Source organism: Streptomyces cellostaticus, assembly GCF_023630175.1.
GTDB lineage: Bacteria > Actinomycetota > Actinomycetes > Streptomycetales > Streptomycetaceae > Streptomyces > Streptomyces cellostaticus_A.
The window spans coordinates 1-25,374 of sequence record NZ_JALLIN010000059.1 but is presented as its reverse complement, the minus strand read 5'-3'; the positions used below and the strand labels follow the sequence as shown (position 1 = coordinate 25,374).

The 25,374-nt window shown below is 72.5% G+C and carries 20 protein-coding genes; 12 read left to right on the top strand and 8 right to left on the bottom strand.

The genetic code is table 11. The annotated features are described in order from the left end of the window. Positions 1–65: 65 nt before the first annotated feature. From mmsA to iolC, 5 genes are read right to left on the bottom strand one after another with little or no spacing between them, the layout of a single operon-like run. A complete protein-coding gene (mmsA, locus tag MXD57_RS28290; RefSeq protein ID WP_250405010.1) occupies positions 66–1,568 on the bottom strand; it encodes a CoA-acylating methylmalonate-semialdehyde dehydrogenase in 1,503 nt (500 codons plus the stop codon). A gap of 15 nt (positions 1,569–1,583) precedes the next feature. Beyond that, the gene (iolD, locus tag MXD57_RS28285) at positions 1,584–3,461 is read right to left on the bottom strand and encodes a 3D-(3,5/4)-trihydroxycyclohexane-1,2-dione acylhydrolase (decyclizing) (RefSeq protein WP_250405009.1); all 1,878 of its coding nucleotides are present in this window, start codon (positions 3,459–3,461) and stop codon (positions 1,584–1,586) included. Next, entirely contained in the window at positions 3,458–4,282 is an 825-nt protein-coding gene (gene iolB, locus MXD57_RS28280) for a 5-deoxy-glucuronate isomerase (RefSeq protein WP_250405008.1), read from the bottom strand. Before iolB ends, iolD begins: the two co-directional genes overlap by 4 nt. An 8-nt stretch (positions 4,283–4,290) precedes the next feature. After that, complete coding sequence (locus MXD57_RS28275; protein WP_250405007.1) at positions 4,291–4,812, bottom strand: Cgl0159 family (beta/alpha)8-fold protein; 522 nt, start codon at positions 4,810–4,812, stop codon at positions 4,291–4,293. 11 nt (positions 4,813–4,823) lie between these two features. Continuing rightward, a complete protein-coding gene (gene iolC, locus MXD57_RS28270; protein WP_250405006.1) occupies positions 4,824–5,789 on the bottom strand; it encodes a 5-dehydro-2-deoxygluconokinase in 966 nt (321 codons plus the stop codon). Between the two features lie 145 nt (positions 5,790–5,934). Here iolC and MXD57_RS28265 point away from each other — a divergent pair, with 145 nt between their 5' ends. The 3 genes from MXD57_RS28265 to MXD57_RS28255 all read left to right on the top strand — a co-directional run bounded on the left by MXD57_RS28265 (position 5,935) and on the right by MXD57_RS28255 (position 7,990). Beyond that, positions 5,935–6,849 (top strand): sugar phosphate isomerase/epimerase family protein, encoded by a 915-nt coding sequence (locus MXD57_RS28265; protein ID WP_250405005.1) that lies wholly within the window; start codon positions 5,935–5,937, stop codon positions 6,847–6,849. 325 nt (positions 6,850–7,174) lie between these two features. Continuing rightward, a complete protein-coding gene (locus MXD57_RS28260; protein ID WP_250405004.1) occupies positions 7,175–7,375 on the top strand; it encodes a helix-turn-helix transcriptional regulator in 201 nt (66 codons plus the stop codon). A gap of 51 nt (positions 7,376–7,426) precedes the next feature. Next, entirely contained in the window at positions 7,427–7,990 is a 564-nt protein-coding gene (locus MXD57_RS28255; RefSeq protein ID WP_250405003.1) for a GNAT family N-acetyltransferase, read from the top strand. 87 nt (positions 7,991–8,077) lie between these two features. On the opposite strand, the gene MXD57_RS28250 is transcribed toward MXD57_RS28255, so the two are convergent. Then, on the bottom strand, positions 8,078–10,309 hold the full coding sequence (locus tag MXD57_RS28250; protein WP_250405002.1) for an MMPL family transporter: 2,232 nt from the start codon (positions 10,307–10,309) through the stop codon (positions 8,078–8,080). A 160-nt stretch (positions 10,310–10,469) separates the two neighbouring features. On the opposite strand from MXD57_RS28250, the gene MXD57_RS28245 reads away from it, so the two are divergent. The 4 genes from MXD57_RS28245 to MXD57_RS28230 all read left to right on the top strand — a co-directional run bounded on the left by MXD57_RS28245 (position 10,470) and on the right by MXD57_RS28230 (position 14,794). After that, positions 10,470–11,108, top strand: coding sequence for a TetR family transcriptional regulator (locus MXD57_RS28245; protein WP_250405001.1), 639 nt, complete (start codon positions 10,470–10,472; stop codon positions 11,106–11,108). Between the two features lie 231 nt (positions 11,109–11,339). Further along, positions 11,340–12,149: a PrsW family glutamic-type intramembrane protease gene (locus tag MXD57_RS28240; protein WP_250405000.1), complete on the top strand. Its 810-nt coding sequence runs from the start codon at positions 11,340–11,342 to the stop codon at positions 12,147–12,149. A gap of 67 nt (positions 12,150–12,216) precedes the next feature. Further along, positions 12,217–12,456 (top strand): heavy-metal-associated domain-containing protein, encoded by a 240-nt coding sequence (locus MXD57_RS28235; RefSeq protein WP_250404999.1) that lies wholly within the window; start codon positions 12,217–12,219, stop codon positions 12,454–12,456. A gap of 85 nt (positions 12,457–12,541) precedes the next feature. After that, positions 12,542–14,794, top strand: coding sequence for a heavy metal translocating P-type ATPase (locus MXD57_RS28230; protein ID WP_250404998.1), 2,253 nt, complete (start codon positions 12,542–12,544; stop codon positions 14,792–14,794). Positions 14,795–15,420: 626 nt separating this feature from the next. Here the strand turns inward: MXD57_RS28230 and MXD57_RS28225 are convergent. Both MXD57_RS28225 and recD2 read right to left on the bottom strand, forming a co-directional pair. Beyond that, positions 15,421–16,710, bottom strand: a complete 1,290-nt coding sequence (locus tag MXD57_RS28225; RefSeq protein ID WP_250404997.1) for a citrate synthase — start codon at positions 16,708–16,710, stop codon at positions 15,421–15,423. A 197-nt stretch (positions 16,711–16,907) separates the two neighbouring features. Next, complete coding sequence (gene recD2 / locus MXD57_RS28220; protein ID WP_250404996.1) at positions 16,908–19,205, bottom strand: SF1B family DNA helicase RecD2; 2,298 nt, start codon at positions 19,203–19,205, stop codon at positions 16,908–16,910. Between the two features lie 148 nt (positions 19,206–19,353). Here recD2 and MXD57_RS28215 point away from each other — a divergent pair, with 148 nt between their 5' ends. The 5 genes from MXD57_RS28215 (at position 19,354) to rbsD (ending at position 25,221) form a co-directional block, all read left to right on the top strand. Continuing rightward, positions 19,354–20,382 (top strand): LacI family DNA-binding transcriptional regulator, encoded by a 1,029-nt coding sequence (locus MXD57_RS28215; RefSeq protein WP_250404994.1) that lies wholly within the window; start codon positions 19,354–19,356, stop codon positions 20,380–20,382. Continuing rightward, positions 20,379–21,899 carry a sugar ABC transporter ATP-binding protein gene (locus MXD57_RS28210; RefSeq protein ID WP_250404992.1) on the top strand — a complete coding sequence of 507 codons (1,521 nt, stop codon included), beginning with the start codon at positions 20,379–20,381 and terminating at the stop codon, positions 21,897–21,899. Before MXD57_RS28215 ends, MXD57_RS28210 begins: the two co-directional genes overlap by 4 nt. Next, positions 21,889–23,838, top strand: coding sequence for an ABC transporter permease/substrate-binding protein (locus MXD57_RS28205; RefSeq protein ID WP_250404990.1), 1,950 nt, complete (start codon positions 21,889–21,891; stop codon positions 23,836–23,838). The genes MXD57_RS28210 and MXD57_RS28205 overlap by 11 nt, the downstream gene beginning before the upstream one ends. 73 nt (positions 23,839–23,911) lie before the next feature. Next, positions 23,912–24,835, top strand: coding sequence for a ribokinase (locus MXD57_RS28200; protein ID WP_250404988.1), 924 nt, complete (start codon positions 23,912–23,914; stop codon positions 24,833–24,835). Continuing rightward, entirely contained in the window at positions 24,832–25,221 is a 390-nt protein-coding gene (rbsD, locus tag MXD57_RS28195) for a D-ribose pyranase (protein ID WP_250404986.1), read from the top strand. Before MXD57_RS28200 ends, rbsD begins: the two co-directional genes overlap by 4 nt. The last annotated feature ends 153 nt before the right edge of the window (positions 25,222–25,374 follow it).

Below are 25,374 nucleotides of genomic sequence, written 5' to 3'. Positions count from 1 at the left end.
ACCGCAGGTGTCAGGGCAAAAAAATGTCGGGCCGTCCGGATACCGGACGGCCCGACGGGGCGTTCTCAGTGGTTGCGCGGGAAGCCCAGGTCGACGCCCGCCGGAGCGTCCGCCGGGTCCGGCCAGCGGGTGGTGACGACCTTGCCGCGGGTGTAGAAGTGCGTGCCGTCGTTGCCGTAGATGTGGTGGTCGCCGAAGAGCGAGTCCTTCCAGCCGCCGAACGAGTGGTAGCCGACGGGGACCGGGATCGGGACGTTGACGCCGACCATGCCGGCCTCGATCTCGAGCTGGAAGCGGCGGGCCGCGCCGCCGTCCCGGGTGAAGACGGCGGTGCCGTTGCCGAACGGCGAGGCGTTGATGAGGGCCACGCCCTCCTCGTACGTCTCGGCGCGCAGCACGCACAGGACGGGGCCGAAGATCTCGTCCCGGTAGGCGGCGGCGGTGGTCGGCACCCGGTCGAGCAGCGAGATGCCGATCCAGTGGCCGTCCTCGAAGCCCTCCACCGTGTGGCCGGTGCCGTCCAGCACCACCTCGCAGCCGTCGTCCGCGGCGCCCTTCACGTAGGAGGCGACCTTGTCGCGGTGGGCGGCGGTGATCAGCGGGCCCATCTCGGACGCCGGGTCGTTGCCGGGGCCGATCTTGATCTTCTCGGCCCGCTCGCGGATCTTCTCCACCAGCTCGTCGCCGATCGCGCCGACCGCCACGACCGCGGAGATCGCCATGCAGCGCTCGCCGGCCGAGCCGTAGGCCGCCGAGACCGCCGCGTCGGCGGCCGCGTCCAGGTCGGCGTCCGGCAGGACCAGCATGTGGTTCTTGGCGCCGCCGAGGGCCTGCACCCGCTTGCCGGCCGCGGAGGCGGTGGTGTGGATGTGGCGGGCGATCGGGGTGGAGCCGACGAAGGAGACGGCCTTGACGTCGGGGTGCTCCAGCAGCCGGTCCACGGCCACCTTGTCACCGTGCACCACGTTGAAGACGCCGTCGGGCAGTCCGGCCTCGGCGAGCAGCTCGGCGAGCCGGACGGCGGCCGAGGGGTCCTTCTCACTGGGCTTCAGCACGAACGTGTTGCCGCAGGCGATGGCGATCGGGAACATCCACATCGGGACCATCGCCGGGAAGTTGAACGGGGTGATGCCCGCGACGACACCCAGCGGCTGCCTGATCGACGACACGTCCACCCGGCTCGCCACCTGCGTGGACAGCTCGCCCTTGAGCTGCACGCTGATGCCGCAGGCCAGATCGACGATCTCCAGGCCGCGCGCCACCTCGCCGAGGGCGTCCGAGTGCACCTTGCCGTGCTCGGCGGTGATCAGCTCGGCGATCTCGTCCCGGTGCCCGTCGAGCAGCGCGCGGAACTTGAAGAGGATGTTGGTCCGCTGGGCCAGCGAGGACTGGCCCCAGGTCGTGAAGGCGTCCTTGGCGGCGGCGACCGCCGCGTCCACCTCCTCGACCGACGCGAACGCGACCTTGGTGGTGACGGCGCCGGTCGCCGGGTCCGTGACCGGCCCGTACGCACCCGACGCGCCTTCGGCGGTCTTGCCGCCGATCCAGTGGTTGACGATCTTCGTCATGCCCAGAGACTCCTTCTACAGATGGCGGCGTCGGGTCGAGACGTGCCGTTCGTACAGCTCACGTGCCTTGACCGCGGACGATCGGGTCGCGGTCTCGGCCACAGGAACATCCCACCAGGCCTGCGCCGGAGGCGCGCCCGACACAGTGTCGGACGTTTCGGTCTCCACGTAGACACATGTGGGAGTGTCGGCCGCGCGCGCCTCGGCGAGCGCCGCCCGCAGGTCCCGGACCGTCCGCGCGCGCAGCACCCGCATGCCGAGGCTGGCCGCGTTGGCCGCGAGGTCCACCGGGAGGGGGGCGCCGGTGAAGGTGCCGTCGGCCGCGCGGTGGCGGTACGCGGTGCCGAACCGCTCGCCCCCCACCGACTCCGACAGGCCTCCGATCGAGGCGTACCCGTGGTTCTGCAGCAGCAGGACCTTGATCGCGACGCCCTCCTGGACGGCGGTCACGATCTCCGTCGGCATCATCAGATACGTGCCGTCGCCGACCAGCGCCCACACGTTCCGCCCGGGTGCGGCGAGCTTGACGCCGATCGCGGCCGGGATCTCGTAGCCCATGCAGGAGTAGCCGTACTCCAGGTGGTACTGGTCCCGGGACCTGGTCCGCCACAGCTTGTGCAGGTCCCCGGGGAGCGAGCCGGCCGCGCCCACGATGATGTCGGACTCGTCGGCCAGGGCGTCGAGGACTCCGATGACCTGCGGCTGGGTGGGCCGTACGTCGGGCTCGTCGGCCTCGAAGCAGGCGTCCACCCGCTGCTCCCAGCGCTCCTTGTCCTCGGTGTACTCGGTGACGTAGGAGCCGTCGACCCGGTGGCCGTGCGGCGCCAGCGCCTCGGTCATGTCGCCCAGTCCGCTGCGGGCGTCCGCGACCAGCGGCAGCCCGGCGAGCTTGTGCCCGTCGAACGGCGCGATGTTGAGGTTCAGGAAGCGGACGCCGGGGTTCTCGAAGAGGGTGCCGGAGGCGGTGGTGAAGTCGGTGTACCGGGTGCCGACGCCGATGACGAGGTCCGCGGTGCGGGCCAGCTCGTCGGCGGTGGCGGTGCCGGTGTGGCCGACGCCGCCGACGTCCTGCGGGTGGTCGTGGCGCAGGGAGCCCTTGCCGGCCTGGGTGGAGGCGACCGGTATGCCGGTGGCCGCCGCGAACTCCGCGAGGGCCTCCTCGGCGCGGCTGTGATGGACGCCGCCGCCCGCGACGACGAGCGGTCTGCGCGCCCGGCGCACGGCCCGGACCGCCTCGGCCAGCTCGGCCGGGTCCGCGCCGGGGCGCCGTACCGCCCAGACGCGCTCGGCGAAGAACTCCTCGGGCCAGTCGTGGGCCTCGGCCTGCACGTCCTGCGGCAGGGCGAGGGTGACCGCGCCGGTCTCCACCGGGTCGGTCAGGACCCGCACGGCCTGCAGCACGGCCGGGACCAGCTGCTCGGGCCGGGTGATCCGGTCGAAGTACCGCGACACCGGGCGCAGGGTGTCGTTGACCGAGACGTCGCCCGCGTACGGCACCTCGAGCTGCTGCAGCACCGGGTCGGCGGGGCGGGCGGCGAAGACGTCGCCGGGGAGGAGCAGGACCGGGAGGTGGTTGACGGTGGCGAGGGCGGCGCCGGTGACCAGGTTGGTGGCGCCGGGGCCGATCGAGGTCGTGACGGCGTGGGCGGACAGGCGGTTGGACTGGCGGGCGTAGCCGACCGCCGCGTGCACCATGGCCTGCTCGTTGCGGCCCTGGTGGTACGGCATGACCTCGGCGTACTCGACCAGCGCCTGGCCGAGCCCGGCGACGTTGCCGTGCCCGAAGATGCCCCAGGTGGCGCCGATCAGCCGTCGCCGCTCGCCGTCGCGTTCGGTGTGCTGGGCGGCGAGGAAGCGGACCAGTGCCTGGGCGACGGTCAGCCGGATCGTCATCGGTAGCCCCCTGTGCTCTCTGCTTGGCCGGGGTGGAAGCGGATCCGCCACTCCCGGGTCTCACCGGGTCCGGCCATGACGTTGAGGTAGTACATGTCGTGGCCGGGCTGGGCTATCGACGGGCCGTGCCATCCGTCGGGGACGAGGACGGCGTCGCCGGAGCGGACCTCGGCGAGGACGTCCGAGCCGCCCTCCCGCGAGGGGAACACGCGCTGGTAGCCGAACCCGTTCGGGCCGTCGATCTCGAAGTAGTAGATCTCCTCCAGCCGGGACTCCTCGCCCGGCAGGTGCTCGTCGTGCTTGTGCGACGGGTAGGAGGACCAGTTGCCGCCGGGGGTGACCACCTCCACGGCGATCAGCCGGTCGCAGTCGAAGGTGTCGGCCGCCGCGAAGTTGCGCACCTGGCGGGCGCAGGTGCCGCTGCCCCGGTGTTCGACGGGGACCTCCGGCGCGGGGCCGTAGCGGGCGGGGAGTCGTCGCTCGCACTTCGCTCCTGCCAGGGCGAAGCGGCCTCCCACGCCGGAGGCGATCTGGACCCGGGCGTCGCGGGGCGCGTACACGAAGTCGGAGACCCCGCTGAACACGCTGTCCCGACCCAGGAGTTGGAACTCGCTTTCCTCGATTCGCACGGTACATCCGCCGTGCAGCGGAAGCACGATCCATTCACTGCCCCCGGTGGTGAACGTATGGCTGCCGCCGGGTGTCAACTCCACGACGCGCAGGCCGCTGTACTCCCACCCGGCGCGCTCGGGGCCGATGTCCACGGTGTACCCGCCGTTCGCGGCGGCTCCCCTGGGCAGGTGCAGATCGGTGCTGGTCATGCGGCCCCTCATAGCAGTCCGGTGGCGGTGCCCACCGCGGCGGCCACATCGCCGTCCGCCGGGTGCAGCAGCGAACGGCCCACCACCAGGGCGCGCACGGTGGGCAGATGGAGCGCGCCGCGCCACTTCCGGCAGGCGGCGACCCGCTCCTCGGAAAAGTCGCCGACGTCACCGCGGAGGACGACCTTGTGGCCGAGGACGCCGAGCAGCAGCGGGTCGTCCAGGACGTCGGCGGTCGCGAGGACGCCGTCGACGCCGGGCCCGGACAGCGCGGGGCACAGGCGCCGGAGCAGGTCCGCGCGGTTGGCCGCGGCGAGGACGCGGTCGCCCGCGCCGGGCGCACCGCGGGCCGGACCGCCGGCGGCGACGGTCACCAGGCGGCCGCTCGCACCCGGCAGCGGGCGCCGGACGCGGCGGGCCGCGGCCTCGGCGACGGCCTCGGGGTGGCGGGTGCGGACGCGGACCAGTTCGGAGGCGTCGACGGCCGGCAGCCGTGGCCCCGAACCGCCCTCGGTGTGCGTCCCCGCCACCCGGCCGGCCCTCACAGCACCGCTCCGGCCTCGAGCGCGGCGGCCACCTCGCCGGGGGTCGGCATCGCGGACGAGCACTCCAGGCGGGAGGCGACGATGGCGCCGGCCGCGTTGGCGTGCCGCACGGTCGTCTCCAGGTCCCAGCCCGCCAGCAGGCCGTGGCAGAGGGAGCCGCCGAAGGCGTCTCCGGCGCCGAGGCCGTTGAGGACGGTGACCGGCAGGGGCGGGACCTCGGCGCACTCGCCCGTCCGGTTGACGGCGAGCACACCCTTGGGTCCCTGTTTGACCACGGCGGTCTCCGCCCCCGCGGCCAGCAGGGCGCGGGCCGCCGCGTGCGGTTCGCGGACGCCGGTCGCGATCTCCACCTCGTCCAGGTTGCCGACGGCGACCGTGGTGTGCCGCAGCGCCTCGGCGTAGAAGGGCCGGACCACGTCGGGGTCGGTCCGGGCCGCACCGTTCCAGAGGACGGGGCGCCAGTCGAGGTCGAAGACCGTCGTGCCGGACCGGGCCCGGTGGGCGAGGGCCGTGAGGGTCGCCGTGCGGCTCGGCTCCTCGCTCAGGCCGGTGCCGGTGACCCAGAAGATCCGGGCTCCGGCGATGGCGTCCAGGTCCAGTTGCGCGGCGTCGATCTGCAGGTCGGGTGCCGTGGGGCGGCGGTAGAAGTACAGGGGGAAGTCGTCCGGCGGGAAGACCTCGCAGAAGGTGACCGGCGTGGGCAGTGCGGGGACCGGGGTGACCCAGCGGTCGTCGACGCCGAAGTCGCGCAGGGCCTCGTGCAGATAGGCGCCGAACGGGTCGTCGCCGGTGCGGGTGATCACGGCCGTGCGGCGGCCCAGCCGGGCGGCGGCGACGGCGACGTTGGCCGCCGAACCACCGAGGAACTTGCCGAAGGCCGACACCTGGGCGAGCGGGACGCCGGTCTGCAGCGGGTAGAGGTCCACTCCGATCCGCCCCATGGTGATCAGGTCGTACGCCATCGGCTTCCCTTCCGCGCTGCCCGGTTCACCCCGCGTATCTCGTTCCGGGCTTTCTAGTCCTGTCAGACGAACCCTGTCAATCTTTTGTCCGGACATTCTGACGACAGCTTGACACCGCTTTCCGGGGGCCCGCAGGCTGGCGGCCATGACGTCCTTGTCACCCTCCTCACTTTCCCGCATCCGGATCGGTTCGGCGCCCGACTCCTGGGGTGTGTGGTTCCCGGACGATCCCCGCCAGGTGCCCTGGCGACGGTTCCTCGACGAGGTCGCCGGCTCGGGCTACGAGTGGATCGAGCTGGGCCCCCACGGCTATCTGCCGACCGACCCCGCCGTGCTCGCCGAGGAGACCGGCCGCCGTGGCCTGAAGGTGTCGGCCGGCACGGTCTTCACAGGCCTGCACCACGGCTCCGCCGTCTGGGAGAAGACCTGGGAACACGTCTCCGGCATCGCCGCCCTGACCCGGGCCATGGGCGCCCGCCACCTGGTCGTCATCCCGTCCTTCTGGCGGGACGACCGGACGGGCGAGGTGCTGGAGCCCGACACCCTGACCGCCGGGCAGTGGCGCGACCTGACCTCGCTGACCGAACGCCTGGGGCGCGAGGTGCGGGAGCGGTACGGCCTCACGGTGGTGGTCCACCCGCACGCCGACACGCACATCGACACCGAGGAGAACGTCACCCGGTTCCTGGACGGCACCGACCCGGCTCTGGTGTCGCTGTGCCTGGACACCGGCCACTACGCGTACTGCGGCGGGGACAGCGTCAAGCTGATCGAGACCTACGGCGAGCGGATCGGCTATCTGCATCTCAAGCAGGTGGACCCGGAGATCCTCGCCGACGTACGGGCCAAGGGCACACCGTTCGGCCCCGCGGTCGCCCAGGGGGTGATGTGCGAACCACCTTCCGGAGTGCCCGCGCTGGGTCCGGTGCTGGAGGCCGCCGGACGGCTGGACACCGACCTGTTCGCGATCGTCGAGCAGGACATGTACCCGTGCGACCCGGACAGGCCGCTGCCGATCGCCCGGCGCACCCGGGCGTTCCTCAGGTCCTGCGGAGCCTGAGCACCACCCCGCCCCGGCGCCGCCGCCCCCACCCCGTAGCCGTCGCCTCCCGCCCGGGGACGAGGGCCTCCCCTCGGGGAGGCGTTCGTCGCCCGACACGGCCGCACCACCCACCGCTTCGCTGCGGCCGTGTCACAAACTCCCCTTTCCTGTCACAGATGTCGCGCCTACGCGGGTTCTCGGTCACACCCGGCCGACAGCCGCTTGCCCGGCACCCCTCGGTGTCGTTCACGGGGCACAGGCTTGGTGATCACCAGCGCACCGCCCGGCTCCCCCGATGGCCGTCCCACGGCCGCGCCGCGGCGCGCGCGGGGAGGTACGACGCATGACCGACCGAAGGCTCTGGTCCTACAAGGAGATCGCGGCGCACATCAGGGTGCAGCCGGACACCGTGCGGTCCTATCGCAAGCACGGCCTGCTGCCGCCGCCGGACCAGGTGGAGGCCGGCAAGCCCTACTGGTTCGCCGACACCGTCCGCGCCTGGGTCGCCTCCCGGCCGGGCAACCGGGGCCGAAGAGCGGACTGAGCAGCGGATATTCACCTGTGCCCCACCTGCCGCGTGGGGCACAGTCGTCTCATGAGCTTCTCCGCCAAACCCGTGCTGACCGGTCGCAGGACCGTTCTGCGGCCGTTCACCGAGGCCGACGCCGCAGCCATGGAAGAGATCGTCGCCGACCCCGAGGTCGTCCGCTTCACCTTCGAGCCGTCCACCGAATTGACCCCGGAGCGGCTGCGCACCTGGTACGGCTCCCGGGCCACCGCCCCCGACCGCCTCGACCTGGCCGTCACCGACCGGGAGACCGGCGAGGTCCTGGGCGAGGTCGTGCTGTACGAGTACGACGCGGCCGCCCGGAGCTGCACCTTCCGCACCCTCATCGGTCCCCGGGGCCGCGGCCGCGGCATCGGCACCGAGGCGGCCCGGCTGATCGTCGCCCACGGCTTCGAGTCGCTCGGTCTGCACCGTGTCGAGCTGGCCGCCTGGGCCCACAACCACCGGGCCCTGCGCGTCTACGAGAAGGTCGGCTTCGTGGTCGAGGGTGTACGGCGGGAGGTGCAGGTCCGCGACGGCGAGTGGGCCGACGAAGTGATCATGGCGATCCTGGACCGCGAGTGGGCCACGCTCAGCACCACGGCCAGATGACGGCCGCACCGGCACCCGGTGCCGTCCCCGTGGCGGCGAGGACGGCCGGGGCCCGTCCAGCGGGTCCCCGCCGCGCACCCCGTCGGCTCACACCCCCGCCGGCTCCTTCTCGGGCGCCGGGGCGGGTGCCTCGCCCTCGCTGAGCCCGAACCGCCGGTGGAAGCGGCGCAGCGGGGCGGGGGCCCACCAGGTGGCGCGGCCGGTGAGCCGCATGATCGCCGGCACCAGGAGGCTGCGGACGACCATCGCGTCCATCAGGACCGCGAGGGCGATGCCGAGGCCCAGCATCTTGGTGTTGGTCACCCGGGAGGTGCCGATGGCGACCATGACCACCGCGAGGATGACCGCCGCCGCGGTGATCAGGCCGCCGGTGCGCTGCAGTCCGTGGCGGACCGCCTCGTTGTGGTCGCCGGTGCGGTCGTACTCCTCCTTGATGCGGGAGAGCAGGAACACGCCGTAGTCCATGGAGAGTCCGAAGGCGACGCAGAACATCAGGACGGGCAGGGTGGTCTCGATGGAGCCCGGGCTGGTGAAGCCGAGCGCGCCGGACAGATGGCCGTCCTGGAAGACCCAGACCACCGCGCCGAACATCGCCGTCAGGCTGAGCGCGTTGAGCACCACGGCCTGCAGGGGTATCAGCACGCTCCCGGTGAGCAGGAAGACCAGCATCAGGGTGACGACCGCGATGAAGGCTCCCGCCCACGGCAGCCGCTCGCCGATCGCGTGCTTGGAGTCGACCAGGACGGCGGCCGTGCCGGTCACCTTGGTGTCGAAGGGGGCCTTCAGCGAGCGCAGGTCGCCCACGAGGCGCTGCGCCGCCGTGTCGACGGCCTCACCCTTCGGCTGGACGGTGAAGTAGCCCGTGTCGCCCTTGACGAGAGGGCCGTCGACCCGGACGACGTCGGGCAGGTCGGCCACCCGCTGCTTGTAGGCGGCGTACTGGGCCTTGGTGGCGCCTCCCTCGGTGAGGATCTCGAGGCCGCCTCCGGGGGTGCCCGGGAAGCCGTCGCGGAGGTGCTGCTGCACCACGTGCGACTCGGCGCCCTGGGGTAGCTGGCGGTCGTCGGCGGTGCCGAACCTCACTCCGAGGAAGGGCAGCCCGAGGACGACGAGCAGGGCGCTGGTGCCGAGCGCGAACAGCGGGGCGCGGCGCATCACCAGCGTGGCGGTGCGCGCCCAGCCGGCGCCGCCGGTCGCCCCGGTACCGGTTCCCTCCGTCCTGCGGCCGCGGCGGAACAGGCGACGCAGATCGAGGGAGTTGACCCGGTGACCGAGCAGGACCAGGGCCGCCGGGAGCAGGATCAGGGCGGCAGCGGCGGCCAGCAGGACCACGGCGATGCCCGCGTAGGCGAAGGACCGCAGGAAGTACTGCGGGAAGAGCATCATGGCGGCCAGGGAGACCGCGACGGTGAGGGCGGAGAACAGCACGGTGCGGCCGGCCGTGCGCAGGGTCGTGCCGACCGCCGTCAGGGGGGCGGCCCCGGCGGACAGTTCCTCCCGGTAGCGGCGGACGATGAACAGGGCGTAGTCGATGGCGAGGCCGAGGCCTAGGGCCGTGGTGAGATTGAGCGCGAAGACCGACACGTCGGTGAAGGCGGTCAGTCCGCGCAGCACCGCGTTCGTACCGAGGATCGCCACGATGCCGATGCCCAGGGGCAGCAGGGCCGCGACGGCGCTGCCGAAGACCATCACCAGGAGCACCAGGGTGATCGGCAGGGCGATCATCTCGGCCCGGGTCAGGTCCTCCTTGATGATGGTCTGCATCTCGTGCCGGACCGCGACGATGCCGCCGACCCGGACCCGCACCGGGCCGTGCGTGCCCCGGTAGTGCGGCGCCACGCGGTCCAGCGTGCGTCCCATCGCGTTCTCGTCGCCCGTGATGCGGGCGGCGATCAGCGCCTCGTGGCCGTCCTCGGCGCGCAGGCCGGGTGCCGCCGAGGGACCGGCCTGCCAGTAGGAGCCGACGCCGGTCACGCCCCGCTCCCCGGCGAGCCGCTCGGCCAGACCGCGGGCCTCGGCGGCGACCGCCGGGTCGTCGACGGAGGAGCGGCCGGCGTCGACCAGGAGCAGCAGATTGGGCTGGGAGTCGGGGAACGCACGCTCCAGCGCCTCGGTCGCGTAGGTCGACTCGGCTGCCGGGTCCTCCCAGCCGCCGCTGCCCAGACGGTCCGCGACCCCGCTGCCGGCCAGCACGGCGAGCGCGGTCAGCACCAGGGCCGCCAGCAGCGACAGGCGCGGACGGGCGGTGACGAAACGCGTCCAGCCGCCGGTTCGGGGAGGACCGGCCCCGGGGCTCGGCGCCTTGTTGACTTCGGTCATCGTGCGGTGTCCCCTTCACCGTGACCCATGTCCGTACAGGCAGGCGGCATGGGTCGGTCATTGCCATAAACTGGCAAACACGAGAGATCGCTCGCGTTTCATAAGAATGCGAGCGACCACTCGCGTTTGTCAATCGCCTTCGAAGGGCTGGGGATAACGCGTGTCCGACACCTCGGAGAACGAGCGGCCGCGCCGCCGGCAGGCCCGCGGCGAACGCCGCATCGCCCAGCTCCTGCAGGCCGCCGCCCAGGTCTTCTGCACCAGCGGCTACACCGCGGCCAGCACCAACGCCATCGCCCGCGAGGCGGGTGTCTCACCGGGCACGCTGTACCAGTTCTTCCCGAACAAGGAAGCGATCGCGATCGAACTGGGCGACCGCCTGATGCACGAGATGCGGGAGACCTACGGCGAGGCGCTGGCCCCGGTCGACTCCGCCACCCCGCTGGAGGAGGCCATCGGCGCGGCGGTCGACCGGTTCATGGCCTTCAACACCGAGCACCCGGTGTTCTTCACGCTGATGCACGGACCCGACCTGCCCGGCGGGATCACGGAGGCGCACGACCAGCTCCACGCGACCCTGATCGGCCGCATCGAGGGCCTGCTGGCCTCACTGCTGCCCGAGGCCCCGCCGGCCGGCCTCACCCGCACGGCACACGTCTGCCTCGGCATCTACAAGGCCGGCCTCGAACTGGCCCTGGCCAACGAGGGGGCCGAGCGCGCCGCCTACGTCCAGGAGGTCAAGAACGTGCTCGTCCGCTACCTCGAGCCCCTGGTGGGCGAACGGCTCGGCCGCGCCTGACCCCACAGGGCCACCCGGGCTGCGACCAAAGGCGCACCCGCACAGGGCGCGGAGGCATCACCCCAGCAGCAGTCCGAGGGGACCCACGTGCCCCACCCCCCGCCACCCGGCGGGCCCCGGGCCCGCATCCCCGGCCCGCAGCGGCCGCCACCGCCGCTCCCCCGCATCGGCGCGGGGCTGCGGCGGCGCTGCCCGCGGTGCGGGCTCGCGCCGTGGGCGCCGACCGCGGCGGTGGCGTACACGACAGGCGGCGTCGCGCCGCCGCCCGCGCTCGCCCTGCTCGGCGGCTTCCCGGTCCCGGCCGTCTTCGTCCCGTGGGTGCACGAGCGGCAGGGCAGGGACCTCGGCGTCGGCGCGATCCCCGGCTGCTTCCTGGCCGGCGGCGCCCTCGGGGTGCACGGCGCCATGCCGATGGAGTCGCAACCGCTCCACCCCTCCCTCGGACGTTCCACCGGTGCCGCCCCGGCCGAGGAGGCGGCGAAGCCCGGCGCGCTGGTGTTCGCGCCGCGCCGGCAGCCGGGCCTGCGCGGGCCGCGGCCCGGGCTGGTGCTCGGCGCGGCCGTCGGCCTCGGCTTCGCGGCGGTGGAGAGCTGCGCCTACGCCTTCGACGCCGCGCTCCTGTCCGGCGCCGCCGATCGGCGGGTGATGCCGGAGACGGAGTTCCCGCGCGAGCCGCTCGCCCCGCTCGGGCACGGGCCGTGGACCGCGATCGCGGTGCCGCGCTGCCGTCCCGGCGCCGCCCGAACGGGCAGTTCCGCCTCGCCGCGCCGGTGGTGGGCACGTGGCCGGGCGCCTGCGTGCTGCACGCTGCGGGGGACGCCACGCGCGGACTCGCCGGGCCGGCCGGTGACGCGGGTGTGCTGCGCCGAAGCCGTCCCGGGGCCGTTCGGGCGGCCGTGCCTCCCGCGGACCGGCGCGGGGCAGGAGCACCTGTTCGCACTGCTCTTGACGGGGGGCCTGGCGCTCGTGGGCCCGCTCGGCGCGGTGCGGGTGCGGTCGCGGGCCCCGGGATGCTTGGAGAAATACCCCCTAGGGGTATAGTGTGGCGAGTGTGGGGATCCCATCGCGAGCCCCACTGGCCCCACCTGCTTCGACGAGGAGTAACGACATGACCGCCCAGACCGACACTTCGGGCTCCGTCACCACCGTCTACCGGGTGACCGGCATGAGCTGCGGCCACTGCGAGGGCGCCGTCTCCGGCGAGATCTCCCGGATCCCGGGCGTCAGCTCGGTGAAGGCCGTGGCGTCCACCGGCGAGGTGACCGTCGTCTCCGTGGCCGCCCTCGACGAGGAGGCCGTCCGCGCCGCCGTGGACGAGGCCGGTTTCGAGCTGGCCGGCCAGGCCTGAGAAAACCCCTCCCTTCCCCGACCGGGCCGTTCCGACCAGCTGATACTGGATCCGTACGGACCGGTCCGATGTCTGGAGTCCGGACATGACCAGCACCACCGCCGAACCGGCGGGCGCGATAGGCGACACCTCCGAGGTCGAGCTGCTCATCGGCGGGATGACCTGCGCCTCCTGCGCCGCCCGGGTGGAGAAGAAGCTCAACCGCATGGACGGCGTGAGCGCCACCGTGAACTTCGCGACCGAGAAGGCGAAGGTCAGCCACTCCGGAGGCGTCCGGGTCGCCGACCTGATCGAGACCGTGGTGAAGACCGGCTACACCGCCGAGGAACCCCCGCCCCCGGAACCCGAACCGCAGGCCCCCGAGAGCCCCGCACCCGCCGGCCAGGACCCGGAACTCGGCGCCCTGCGGCACCGCCTGCTGGTCTCCGCGCTGCTCGCCGCGCCGGTCGTCCTGCTCTCGATGGTCCCGGCCCTGCAGTTCGACAACTGGCAGTGGCTCTCGCTCACCCTCGCCGCGCCGGTCGTGGCCTGGGGCGGGGCGCCCTTCCACCGGGCCGCCTGGACCAACCTCAGACACGGCGCGGCGACCATGGACACGCTCGTCTCGGTCGGCACCCTGGCCGCCTTCGGCTGGTCGCTGTGGGCGCTCTTCTTCGGTGACGCGGGGATGCCCGGCATGCACGACGAGTTCCGGTTCACGGTCTCGCGCATGGACGGCGCCTCCACCGTCTACCTGGAGGTCGCCTCCGGGGTCGTGGCGCTGATCCTGCTCGGCCGCTACCTGGAGGCCCGCTCCAAGCGGCGCGCGGGGGCCGCGCTGAAGGCCCTGATGGAGCTGGGCGCCAAGGACGTGGCCGTACTGCGCGAGGGGCGCGAGGTGCGGATCCCGGTGGCCTCCCTGGCCGTGGGCGACCGGTTCGTCGTCCGGCCCGGCGAGAAGATCGCCACCGACGGCACGGTCGTCGAGGGCGTGTCGGCGGTGGACGCGTCCATGCTGACCGGCGAGTCGGTGCCGGTGGACGTCGGACCCGGTGACCGGGTCACCGGCGCCACCGTCAACGCGGGCGGCCGGCTGGTGGTCGAGGCCACGCTGGTCGGCGCCGACACCCAGCTCGCCCGAATGGCGAAGCTGGTGGAGGACGCGCAGAACGGCAAGGCCGAGGTGCAGCGGCTCGCCGACCGCGTCTCCGCCGTCTTCGTCCCGGTGGTCATCCTCATCGCGCTCGGCACCTTCGGCGTCTGGCTGGGCGTCACCGGGGACACCGTCGCCGCCTTCACCTCCGCCGTCGCCGTCCTGATCATCGCGTGCCCCTGCGCGCTGGGGCTGGCCACCCCGACCGCGCTGATGGTCGGCACCGGCCGGGGCGCCCAGCTCGGCATCCTGATCAAGGGCCCCGAGGTGCTGGAGTCCACGCGCCGCGTCGACACGGTCGTCCTGGACAAGACCGGGACGGTCACCACCGGGCGGATGACCCTCCAGGAGGTGTACCCGGCCGACGGTGAGGACGAGCAGGAGCTGCTGCGGCTGGCGGGCGCGCTGGAGCACGCCTCCGAGCACCCCGTCGCCCGGGCGATCGCCGCGGGCGCCGAGGAACGCACCGGAGCCCTCCCGGCCGTCGAGCACTTCGAGAACGTCCCCGGCCGGGGCGTACGCGGGCGCGTGGCGGGCCGCGAGGTGGCCGTGGGGCGCGTGTACGACGAACTGCCCGGGGAACTGGCACACGCCCGGGAGGCGGCCGAGCGGGACGGGCGTACGGCCGTCACCGTGGGCTGGGACGGCCGGGCCCGCGGAGTGCTCGCCGTCGCCGACGCGGTCAAGGAGACCAGCGCCGAGGCGGTGCGCGAGCTGCGCGCGCTCGGACTCGAACCGGTGCTGCTCACCGGGGACAACCGCACGGTCGCCGAGTCGGTCGCCCGCGCGGTCGGCATCGACCAGGTGATCGCCGAGGTGCTGCCCGAGGACAAGGTGGACGTCGTGCGGCGGCTGCGGGACGAGGGCCGGACCGTGGCCATGGTCGGCGACGGCGTCAACGACGCGGCCGCGCTCGCCACCGCCGACCTGGGGCTGGCGATGGGCACCGGCACGGACGCGGCGATCGAGGCCGGCGACCTGACCCTGGTCCGCGGCGACCTGCGGGTGGCCGCGGACGCGATCCGGCTCTCCCGGCGCACCCTCGGCACCATCAAGGGCAACCTGGTATGGGCCTTCGGCTACAACGTGGCCGCGCTTCCGCTGGCCGCCACGGGCCTGCTGAACCCGATGATCGCGGGCGCCGCGATGGCCTTCTCCTCGGTGTTCGTGGTGACCAACAGTCTGCGACTGCGCGGCTTCCACTGAACTCGCCCGGGGTTACCGACGGTTAGCCGCACTTGAAGTGGCAGCCCCCCTGGAGTCGGGCGCGCGCCTCACATAAGCTCTTCACAAGGCTCGCGCATCATCCTTACGCTTGAGCCCCGATCGCCGTATCGGGGCCCTTGCGCACCTAAAGGACAAATGCAAGAGACGCAGATCACAGTGACGCGAACGTAACCATCGAAGGGGTTCGAAGGTCTAAGTTGGCGATGTCAGACCAGCGTCTTGGGGGGCGCTGACTGGCATCTGGGGATGTCTTGGGGGACTTCCTCAGAGATGCGTTGCCGGGGCACGTACACCGGGGAGCTTTGAGCGGCCCTCCCAGCGTGCGTTGTCCCGGCAGGTCGCAGCGCGTCACTGGAGCGCGACGGGCTCGCCCGTCGTGTTCAGACAGCGATTTCAGGCGCTGTCCTCTCCGAGCGCCCGGCCGGATCCCGTGGGGGGAATCCGCACCGGGACATGGGAAGGCGCCCTGGTCGTCGGCCCGTGGGGGGACCGGCGTCAGGGCGCCTTCCGTTTGTCTCATCCCCGTCGGTCCAGGGCCCGCCCGTGACGGCAGGCCCTGTGCGGCGGGCGGGGCACCGGTTCGGCGCCCCTCGACCGGCGAGTGCTCAGCGCTCCTCGACCGGAACGAAGTCGCGCTCCACCACGCCCGTGTAGATCTGGCGCGGGCGGCCGATGCGGGAGCCCGGCTCCTTGATCATCTCGTGCCACTGGGCGATCCAGCCCGGCAGGCGGCCGAGGGCGAACAGGACCGTGAACATCTCGGTCGGGAAGCCCATGGCTCGGTAGATCAGACCGGTGTAGAAGTCGACGTTCGGGTAGAGGCTGCGCGAGACGAAGTAGTCGTCGGAGAGCGCGTGCTCCTCCAGCTTCAGCGCGATGTCCAGCAGCTCGTCGGACTTGCCGAGGGCGGAGAGCACATCGTGCGCGGCGGCCTTGATGATCTTGGCGCGCGGGTCGAAGTTCTTGTACACCCGGTGGCCGAAGCCCATCAGGCGGACGCCGTCCTCCTTGTTCTTCACCTTGCGGATGAAGGAGTCGACGTCGCCGCCGGCGTCGCGGATGCCCTCGAGCATCTCCAGCACCGACTGGTTGGCACCGCCGTGCAGCGGGCCCCACAGGGCGTTGATGCCGGCCGAGATGGACGCGAACATGTTCGCCTGCGACGAGCCCACCAGACGGACCGTGGACGTGGAGCAGTTCTGCTCGTGGTCCGCGTGCAGGATCAGCAGCTTGTCCAGGGCGGAGACCACGATCGGGTCCAGCTCGTACTCGTCCGCCGGGACCGAGAAGGTCATGCGCAGGAAGTTCTGGACGTAGCCGAGGTCGTTGCGCGGGTAGACGAACGGGTGACCGATCGACTTCTTGTACGCGTACGCCGCGATGGTCGGGAGCTTCGCGAGCAGGCGGATCGTGGAGAGGTTGCGCTGCTTCTCGTCGAACGGGTTGTGGCTGTCCTGGTAGAACGTGGACAGCGCCGAGACGACCGAGGACAGCATGGCCATCGGGTGGGCGTCGCGCGGGAAGCCCTTGTAGAAGTTCTTGACGTCCTCGTGCAGCAGGGTGTGCCGGGTGATGTCGCCCTTGAACGTCGTCAGTTCGTCGACGGTCGGCAGCTCACCGTTGATCAGCAGGTAGGCCACCTCCAGGAAGGTGGAGCGTTCGGCCAGCTGCTCGATGGGGTAGCCGCGGTAGCGGAGGATGCCCGCCTCACCGTCGAGGTAGGTGACGGCGGATTTATAGGCGGCCGTGTTGCCGTAACCGCTGTCCAGAGTCACCAGACCGGTCTGGGCGCGGAGCTTCCCGATGTCGAAGCCCTTGTCACCGACGGTGCTGTCGACCACCGGGTAGGTGTACTCGCCGTCGCCGTACCGCAGTACTACAGAGTTGTCGCTCACGTCTTCCCTCACCGACGTAGTGCCTCATCTTCGAGGTGCCCTGACTGTCTCTACCATCCCCCATTTGGCTCAGGAGAGTGCACTCGGGGTCGACCATTGGGCCCATCGGCGGCACTCAGTGCCGCCAACCTGCTCATCCTGCCCGCTTCGACCGGTATCCGGAAGTGCTCTGTGACCTTCACGACTCATTTGATCGATCATTTTTTGGGACGCGGCTCGGAGTCGCTGGTCGGAGCCGTTCGGGAACCGCCGAGCCGGAAGTCCAGAGCCGTGCAGCGCCGGCCCGCCGACACCGTGCGCACCGCCTGTCCGATCGCCTTGCGTGAACCGACGAGGACCACCAGCCGTTTCGCCCGTGTCACCGCCGTGTACAGCAGGTTCCGCTGGAGCATCATCCACGCCCCGGTGGTGACGGGAATCACCACGGCGGGGTACTCGCTGCCCTGCGACCGGTGGATCGTCACCGCGTAGGCGTGGGCCAGTTCGTCCAGTTCGTCGAAGTCGTACGGAACCTCCTCGTCCTCGTCCGTCAGCACCGTCAGACGCTGGTCGACCGGGTCGAGCGAGGTGACCACGCCCACGGTGCCGTTGAAGACACCGTTCTCCCCCTTCTCGTAATTGTTGCGGATCTGGGTGACCTTGTCGCCGACACGGAACACCCGGCCGCCGAACCGCTTCTCCGCGAGCTCGGGCCGGCCCGGTGTGATGGCCTGCTGGAGCAGTCCGTTGAGGGTGCCGGCGCCGGCCGGGCCGCGGTGCATCGGGGCGAGCACCTGGACGTCCCGGCGCGGGTCCAGGCCGAACCGGGCGGGCAGCCGGCGGGCGGCCACGTCCACGGTGAGCCGGCCGGCCTCCTCGGTGTCGTCCTCGACGAAGAGGAAGAAGTCCTTCAGCCCGTCGGTCAGCGGGTGCCGGCCGGCGTTGATGCGGTGCGCGTTGGTGACGACGCCGGACTGCTGGGCCTGCCGGAAGACCCGGGTGAGCCGTACCGCCGGAATCGGGCCGCCCTCCGCGAGCAGATCGCGCAGCACCTCCCCGGCGCCGACGCTGGGCAACTGGTCGACGTCGCCGACGAAGAGCAGGTGCGCCCCCGGCGGCACGGCCTTGACCAGCTTGTTGGCGAGCAGCAGGTCCAGCATCGAGGCCTCGTCCACGACCACCAGATCGGCGTCCAGCGGACGGTCCCGGTCGTAGGCCGCGTCGCCGCCGGGCCTGAGCTCCAGCAGCCGGTGGACCGTGGAGGCCTCGGCGCCGGTCAGCTCGGCCAGCCGCTTCGCGGCCCGCCCGGTGGGCGCGGCCAGCAGCACCTTGGCGCGCTTGGCGCGGGCCAGCTCCACGATCGAGCGGACCGTGAAGGACTTGCCGCAGCCGGGTCCGCCGGTGAGCACCGCGACCCTCTCGGTCAGCGCGAGCCGCACGGCGGCCTCCTGCTCGGGGGCGAGGTCGGCGCCGGTACGGCTCCTGAGCCAGCCGAGCGCCTTGTCCCAAGCCACGTCCCGGAAGGCGGGCATCCGGTCCTCGGGGGTGCGCAGCAGCCGCAGCAGCTGGGCCGAGAGGGAGAGTTCGGCGCGGTGGAAGGGCACCAGGTAGACGGCGTTCACGGGCTCCGCGTCGCCGTCCGGTCCGGGCACCTTCTCCCGGACCACCCCGGGGTCCTCGCCCTCCTCGGGCGGCCCGGCGAGTTCGGCCAGGCACTCGATCACCAGTCCGGTGTCGACCTGGAGCAGCTTCACCGCGTCGGCGATCAGCCGCTCCTCCGGCAGGAAGCAGTGGCCCTGGTCGGCGGACTGCGACAGCGCGTACTGCAGGCCCGCCTTCACGCGCTCGGGGCTGTCGTGCGGGATGCCGACGGACCGGGCGATCCGGTCGGCGGTGAGGAAGCCGATGCCCCAGACGTCGGCGGCCAGCCGGTAGGGCCGGTTCTTCACGACCGAGATGGAGGCGTCGCCGTACTTCTTGTAGATCCGCACGGCGATGGACGTCGACACCTCGACGGTCTGGAGGAAGAGCATGACCTCCTTGATCGCCTTCTGCTCCTCCCAGGCGTCGGCGATCTTCTTCGTCCGCTTGGGGCCGAGGCCGGGGACCTCGATCAGCCGCTTCGGCTCCTCCTCGATGACCGCGAGGGTCTCCAGGCCGAAGTGCTGGGTGATGCGGTCGGCGAAGACCGGGCCGATGCCCTTGACCAGTCCGGAACCCAGATAGCGGCGGATGCCCTGGACGGTGGCCGGCAGGACGGTCGTGAAGTTCTCGCAGACGAACTGCTTGCCGTACTGCGGGTGCGAGCCCCAGCGGCCCTCCATCCGCAGCGACTCCCCCACCTGGGCGCCGAGCAGCGCGCCGACCACCGTGAGGAGGTCCCCGCCGCCCCGGCCGGTGTCGACGCGGGCGACGGTGTAGCCGTTCTCCTCGTTGGCGTAGGTGATCCGCTCCAGCACTCCTTCGAGCACGGCGAGCCGCCGTTCGCCCGTGGGGTTCCCCGCCTGTTGAGCCATGCCCCGAAGGTACCGGCCCGGTCCGACATCACGATCCGGTCTCAGGAACCCGCCGGGGGGTTGCCCCGGGGCCGTGTAATCGATTCCAATCCTTCGAGCATGTCGATGTAATCGATTCCATGAGTTCCACGAGGAGGTGGAGCCCGCGATGGCGAGCATCAAGGACGTCGCCGCCGCGGCGGGCGTCTCGGTCGCCACGGTGTCGCGCGTCCTGAACGAGCACCCGTCGGTCAGCGCGGACGCACGTACACGCGTGCTGGCCGCCGTCGAGGCGCTGGGCTACCGGCCCAACGCCGTCGCCCGTTCCCTGCGGACCGACCAGACCCGCACCCTCGGCCTGGTCATCAGCGACGTACTGAACCCCTACTTCACCGAGCTGGCCCGCTCCGTCGAGGAGGAGGCCCGGGCGCTCGGCTACAGCGTGATCATCGGCAACGCCGACGAGCGGCCCGACCTCCAGGACCACCATGTGCGGACGCTGCTGGACCGCCGCATAGACGGCCTGCTGGTCTCCCCCACCGACGGCGGCTCCCCGCTGATGCTGGACGCCGCGCGCGGAGGGACGCCGATGGTCTTCGTCGACCGGTGGATCCCGGGCGTCGAGGTGCCCGTGGTCCGGGCCGACGGGCAGCGCGCCGTACGGGACCTGGTCGCACACCTGTACGGGCTCGGGCACCGGCGGCTCGCGATCATCTCGGGGCCCGCCGCCACCACCACCGGCAGCGAGCGGGTCGAGGCCTTCCGGGCCGCCCTGGCCGAGTACGGGCTGGACCTGCCGGACGCCTACACCGGCCAGGGCGACTTCCAGGCGGAGAGCGGCCGACGGGTCACCGAGGGCTTCCTCGACCTGCCGGAGCCGCCCGAGGCGGTCTTCGCGGCGGACAACCTGATGGCGCTCGGCGCCCTGGACGCGATCCGCGCGCGCGGGCTGCGCGTCCCGGACGACATCGCGCTCGCCGCGTTCGACGACATCCGCTGGTTCGTGCACACCGATCCGCCGGTCACCGCGATCGCCCAGCCCACGGGCGAGCTGGGCCGGGCCGCCGTACGGGCCCTGGTGGACCGCATCGCGGGACGGCCCGGCGAGTCCGTCACCCTCCCCGCCCGTCTCGTCGTGCGCCGCTCGTGCGGCGCGCCCCCCGCCCAGAACCCCGCAACGAACAGGAGCGAGTCGTGAGCGACCAGGACGAGTTGCTGCGCATCGAGGGCATCCGGAAGACCTTCCCCGGCGTGGTGGCGCTCGACGGCGTCGACTTCTCCCTGCGCCGGGGCGAGGTGCACGTGCTGCTCGGTGAGAACGGCGCGGGCAAGAGCACGCTGATCAAGATGCTCTCCGGTGCGTACACGCCCGACGCCGGGCGGATCCTCGTCGGCGGCGAGGAGGTGCGCATCCACGGTGCGCAGGACTCCGAACGCCTCGGGATCGCCACCATCTACCAGGAGTTCAACCTGGTCCCCGACCTGACGGTCGCCGAGAACATCTTCCTCGGCCGGCAGCCGCGCCGGTTCGGGATGATCGACCGGAAGCGGATGGAGGCCGACGCCGAGGTCCTGCTCAAGCGGGTCGGGGTGGACGTGTCCCCCCGTGCGCGGGTGCGCGAACTCGGTATCGCGCGCCTGCAGATGGTCGAGATCGCGAAGGCGCTCAGCCTGGACGCGCGCGTACTGATCATGGACGAGCCGACCGCCGTGCTCACCTCCGAGGAGGTCGACAGGCTCTTCGTGATCGTGCGCCAACTGCGCGAGGAGGGCGTCGGCATCGTCTTCATCACCCACCACCTGGAGGAGATCGCCGCCCTGGGCGACCGGGTCACGGTCATCCGGGACGGCAGGAGCGTCGGTCGGGTCCCGGCCGCCACACCGCAGGCCGAGCTGGTCCGGCTGATGGTGGGCCGCTCCATCGAGCAGCAGTACCCGCGCGAACGGGCCGACCGGGGCGGCGCGCTGCTCAGCGTCGAGGGCCTGACCCGCGACGGCGTCTTCCACGACGTCAGCTTCGAGGTGCACGCCGGTGAGGTGGTCGGCATCGCCGGGCTGGTCGGCGCCGGCCGTACGGAGGTCGTCCGGGCGGTGTTCGGGGCGGACCGGTACGACGCGGGGGCCGTGAGGGTCGCCGGTGCGGCCCTGAAGGGGCACGACGTCAACGCCGCCATGGCGGCCGGCGTCGGACTGATCCCGGAGGACCGCAAGGGCCAGGGGCTGGTGCTGGACCAGTCGGTCGAGGAGAACCTCGGCCTGGTGACCATGCGCGCCGCCACCCGCGCGGGGCTCGTCGACCTCGGGGGCCAGCGCGAGGCCGCCGCGAGGATGGCCGGGCAGCTCGGCGTGCGGATGGCCGGGCTCGGCCAGCACGTGCGGACCCTGTCCGGCGGCAACCAGCAGAAGGTCGTCATCGGCAAGTGGCTGCTGGCGAACACCAAGGTGCTGATCCTCGACGAGCCGACGCGCGGTATCGACGTCGGCGCCAAGGTCGAGATCTACCAGCTCATCAACGAACTGACCGCGGCGGGCACCGCCGTACTCATGATCTCCAGCGATCTGCCCGAGGTGCTCGGCATGAGCGACCGGGTGCTGGTGATGGCCCAGGGCCGGATCGCGGGTGAACTGCCCGCCGACGAGGCCACCCAGGACTCCGTGATGGCACTCGCCGTCAGCAACCCCACGACCGACAAGGAGGCCGCTCGTGGCCACTGACACGCTCAAGAGCACGACGGGCGCCGGTGGCGCCACGGCGGTGCGCCGCCTGCTCCTGGAGAACGGCGCGCTGACCGCGCTGATCGTCCTCGTCATCGCCATGTCGGCGCTGTCGGGCGACTTCCTGACCACCGACAACCTGCTCAACGTCGGCGTGCAGGCGGCCGTGACCGCCGTCCTCGCCTTCGGTGTCACGTTCGTCATCGTCTCGGCCGGCATCGACCTGTCGGTGGGCTCGGTGGCGGCCCTGTCGGCCACCGTCCTCGCCTGGAGCGCCACCTCGCACGGCGTCCCGGTCGCCGTGGCGGTGCTGCTGGCCGTGGTGACCGGTGTCGCGGCCGGACTCGTCAACGGCTTCCTCGTCGCGTACGGCAAGCTCCCGCCGTTCATCGCGACGCTCGCCATGCTCTCGGTGGCCCGCGGTCTGTCCCTGGTGATCTCCGGGGGCTCCCCGATCCCCTTCCCGGACTCCGTCTCGCACCTCGGGGACACACTCGGCGGCTGGCTGCCGGTGCCGGTCCTCGTGATGGTCGTGATGGGCCTGATCGCCGCCCTCGTGCTCGGCCGCACCTACATCGGCCGCTCGATGTACGCGATCGGCGGCAACGAGGAGGCCGCGCGGCTGTCCGGCCTGCGGGTGAAGAGGCAGAAGCTCGCCATCTACGCGCTGTCCGGCGTGTTCGCCGCCGTCGCGGGTGTCGTGCTCGCCTCCCGGCTGTCCTCCGCGCAGCCGCAGGCCGCCGACGGCTACGAGCTGGACGCGATCGCCGCGGTCGTCATCGGCGGCGCCTCGCTCGCGGGCGGCACCGGCAAGGCGTCCGGCACACTGATCGGCGCCCTGATCCTCGCGGTGCTGCGCAACGGCCTCAACCTGCTGAACGTGTCCGCCTTCTGGCAGCAGGTCGTCATCGGCGTCGTGATCGCGCTGGCGGTCCTCTTCGACACGCTGCGCCGCAAGGCGGGGGCGGCCCCGGCGGCGGCCGGTGCCTCTCCCGGCGGCAAGGGCAGGCAGGCCGGGACGTACGCGCTCGCGGCGGTCGTCACCGTGGCGATCGTCGGCGCGACCTCCTTCCTGCACAACGGCTCCGCCTCGTCCACGAACCCGAGGATGGGCCTGTCCCTGTCCACCCTCAACAACCCCTTCTTCGTGCAGATCCGGGCGGGCGCCCAGGCCGAGGCGAAGAAGCTGGGTGTGGACCTCACGGTCACGGACGCCCAGAACGACGCCTCCCAGCAGGCCAACCAGCTCCAGAACTTCACCAGCTCGGACCTCGGTGCGATCATCGTCAACCCGGTGGACTCGGACGCGGCCGGCAACTCCGTGAAGGCGGCCGGCAAGGCCGGGATCCCGGTCATCGCCGTCGACCGCGGGGTCAACAGGGCGACCGTGGACGCCCTGGTGGCCTCGGACAACGTGGCCGGCGGCGAACTGGCCGCGAAGACGGTCGCCGAGAAGCTCGGCGGCAAGGGGAAGATCGTCATCCTGCAGGGCCAGGCGGGCACCTCCGCCGCCCGGGAGCGGGCGGCGGGCTTCGCCAAGGGGCTGAAGTCCTACCCGGGCATCCAGGTCCTGGCCCAGCAGCCGGCCGACTTCGACCGCACCAAGGGGCTCGACGTGATGTCGAACCTGCTGCAGGCCCACCCCGACGTGCAGGGCGTCATCGCCGCCAACGACGAGATGGCCCTCGGCGCGATCAAGGCGCTGGGCGCCAAGGCCGGCCGGTCGGTCCAGGTGGTCGGCTTCGACGGCACCCCGGACGGGCTGAAGGCGGTCGAGGGCGGCACCCTGTACGCGTCCGTGGCCCAGCAGCCCAGCCAGCTCGGCCGGATGGCGGTCGACAACGCGCTGAAGGCGGTCCAGGGCAAGAAGGTCGGGGCGGCCGTCAAGGTACCGGTCAAGGTGGTCACGAAGGAGAACGCGGCCGGGTTCACCGGCTGACAATCGACGAGCGAGCGGGCGGGCGGTCCCCGGGGACCGCCCGCCCCGGTCATCTCTCAGGGGAGTCAATTCCATGTACGACTACGACCTCCTGGTCGTGGGTTCGGCCAACGCCGACCTGGTGATCGGGGTCGAACGGCGGCCGGCCGCCGGCGAGACGGTGCTGGGCGGCGACCTGGCCGTCCATCCCGGCGGCAAGGGCGGCAACCAGGCGGTCGCCGCCGCCCGGCTCGGCGCGCGTACCGCGCTGCTCGCCCGGGTCGGCGACGACGCCCACGGCCGGCTGCTGCTGGAGGCGCAGCGGGCGGACGGGGTGGACACGGCGGGCGTCCTGGTGGGCGGGGGGCCGACCGGTGTCGCGCTGATCACCGTCGATCCTTCCGGGGACAACAGCATCGTGGTGTCGCCCGGCGCCAACGCCCGGCTCACCCCGGCGGACGTGCGGGCGGCGGCCGGTCTGCTGCGCGCCTCGCGGGTGGTGTCGGCGCAGCTGGAGATCCCGCTGGAGACGGTGGTGGAGGTCGTGCGGAACCTGGCGGACGGCAGCCGGTTCGTGCTGAACCCGTCCCCGCCGCGCGAGCTGCCCGCGGAGGTGCTGGCGGCCTGCGATCCGCTGATCGTCAACGAGCACGAGGCCCGGGTGCTCCTCGGAGCGGACGGCACGAGCGGAGAACCGGACCGCTGGGCGCCCCGGCTGCTGGCCCGGGGCCCGCGCTCGGTGGTGGTGACGCTCGGCGCGGCCGGGGCGCTGGTCTGCGACTCCTCCGGTCTGACCCGGGTGCCGCCGGTGCGGGTGGACGCGGTGGACACCACCGGCGCGGGCGACGCCTTCACCGCGGCCCTGGCCTGGAAGCTGGGGTCCGGCGCCGCGCTGCCGGCGGCGGCGGCCTACGCGGCCCTGGTGGGCGCGGCGGCGGTGACCCGGCGCGGCGCGCAGGAGTCGTACCCGACGGCGGCGCAGGCCGAGGCGCTCGGTGAGCGGGGCGGTGACCGGTGAGGAAGGCGGGCATCCTCAATCGTCACCTGGCCGGCGCGCTGGCCGCGCTGGGGCACGGCGACGGGGTGCTGGTGTGCGACGCGGGCCTGCCGATACCGGACGGACCGCGTGTGGTGGACCTCGCCTTCCGCGCGGGTGTGCCCTCGTTCGCGGAGGTCCTGGACGGGCTGCTGGCCGAGCTGGTGGTGGAGGGGGCCACGGCCGCCGAGGAGGTCCGGGGCGCCAATCCGGCGGCGGGCGCGCTGCTGGACGGCCTCTTCCCGGAGCTGGCGCTGGTGCCGCACGAGCGGCTGAAGGAGCTGTCGGCGGGGGCGCGGCTGGTGGTGCGCACCGGGGAGGCCCGGCCGTACGCGAACGTGCTGCTGCGGTGCGGGGTGTTCTTCTAGGGCCGCGTCCGTCGGGGTTCGCCCGCCGGGGAGCACTCGCCGGGCCTCGCGGCGGGGCGAACCCGGGCTGACGCCGCCCCGGGGCCGCGGGTTCCCAAGTCCCGTTCGGCCACAGGAGGTTTCGAGGGGGTGGGGCCCGGGCCGGGCCCCCCC

Coding starts and splice junctions, on each gene's coding strand:
- mmsA (WP_250405010.1), bottom strand. CDS start 1,568: ATGACGAAGATCGTCAACCACTGGATCGGCGGCAAGACCGCCGAAGGC.
- recD2 (WP_250404996.1), bottom strand. CDS start 19,205: ATGGCTCAACAGGCGGGGAACCCCACGGGCGAACGGCGGCTCGCCGTG.
- iolC (WP_250405006.1), bottom strand. CDS start 5,789: ATGGCGTACGACCTGATCACCATGGGGCGGATCGGAGTGGACCTCTAC.
- iolB (WP_250405008.1), bottom strand. CDS start 4,282: ATGACCAGCACCGATCTGCACCTGCCCAGGGGAGCCGCCGCGAACGGC.
- MXD57_RS28200 (WP_250404988.1), top strand. CDS start 23,912: ATGTACGACTACGACCTCCTGGTCGTGGGTTCGGCCAACGCCGACCTG.
- iolD (WP_250405009.1), bottom strand. CDS start 3,461: ATGACGATCCGGCTGACCGTCGCCCAGGCACTGGTCCGCTTCCTCGCC.
- MXD57_RS28255 (WP_250405003.1), top strand. CDS start 7,427: ATGAGCTTCTCCGCCAAACCCGTGCTGACCGGTCGCAGGACCGTTCTG.
- MXD57_RS28250 (WP_250405002.1), bottom strand. CDS start 10,309: ATGACCGAAGTCAACAAGGCGCCGAGCCCCGGGGCCGGTCCTCCCCGA.
- MXD57_RS28215 (WP_250404994.1), top strand. CDS start 19,354: ATGGCGAGCATCAAGGACGTCGCCGCCGCGGCGGGCGTCTCGGTCGCC.
- MXD57_RS28260 (WP_250405004.1), top strand. CDS start 7,175: ATGACCGACCGAAGGCTCTGGTCCTACAAGGAGATCGCGGCGCACATC.
- MXD57_RS28265 (WP_250405005.1), top strand. CDS start 5,935: ATGACGTCCTTGTCACCCTCCTCACTTTCCCGCATCCGGATCGGTTCG.
- MXD57_RS28230 (WP_250404998.1), top strand. CDS start 12,542: ATGACCAGCACCACCGCCGAACCGGCGGGCGCGATAGGCGACACCTCC.
- MXD57_RS28235 (WP_250404999.1), top strand. CDS start 12,217: ATGACCGCCCAGACCGACACTTCGGGCTCCGTCACCACCGTCTACCGG.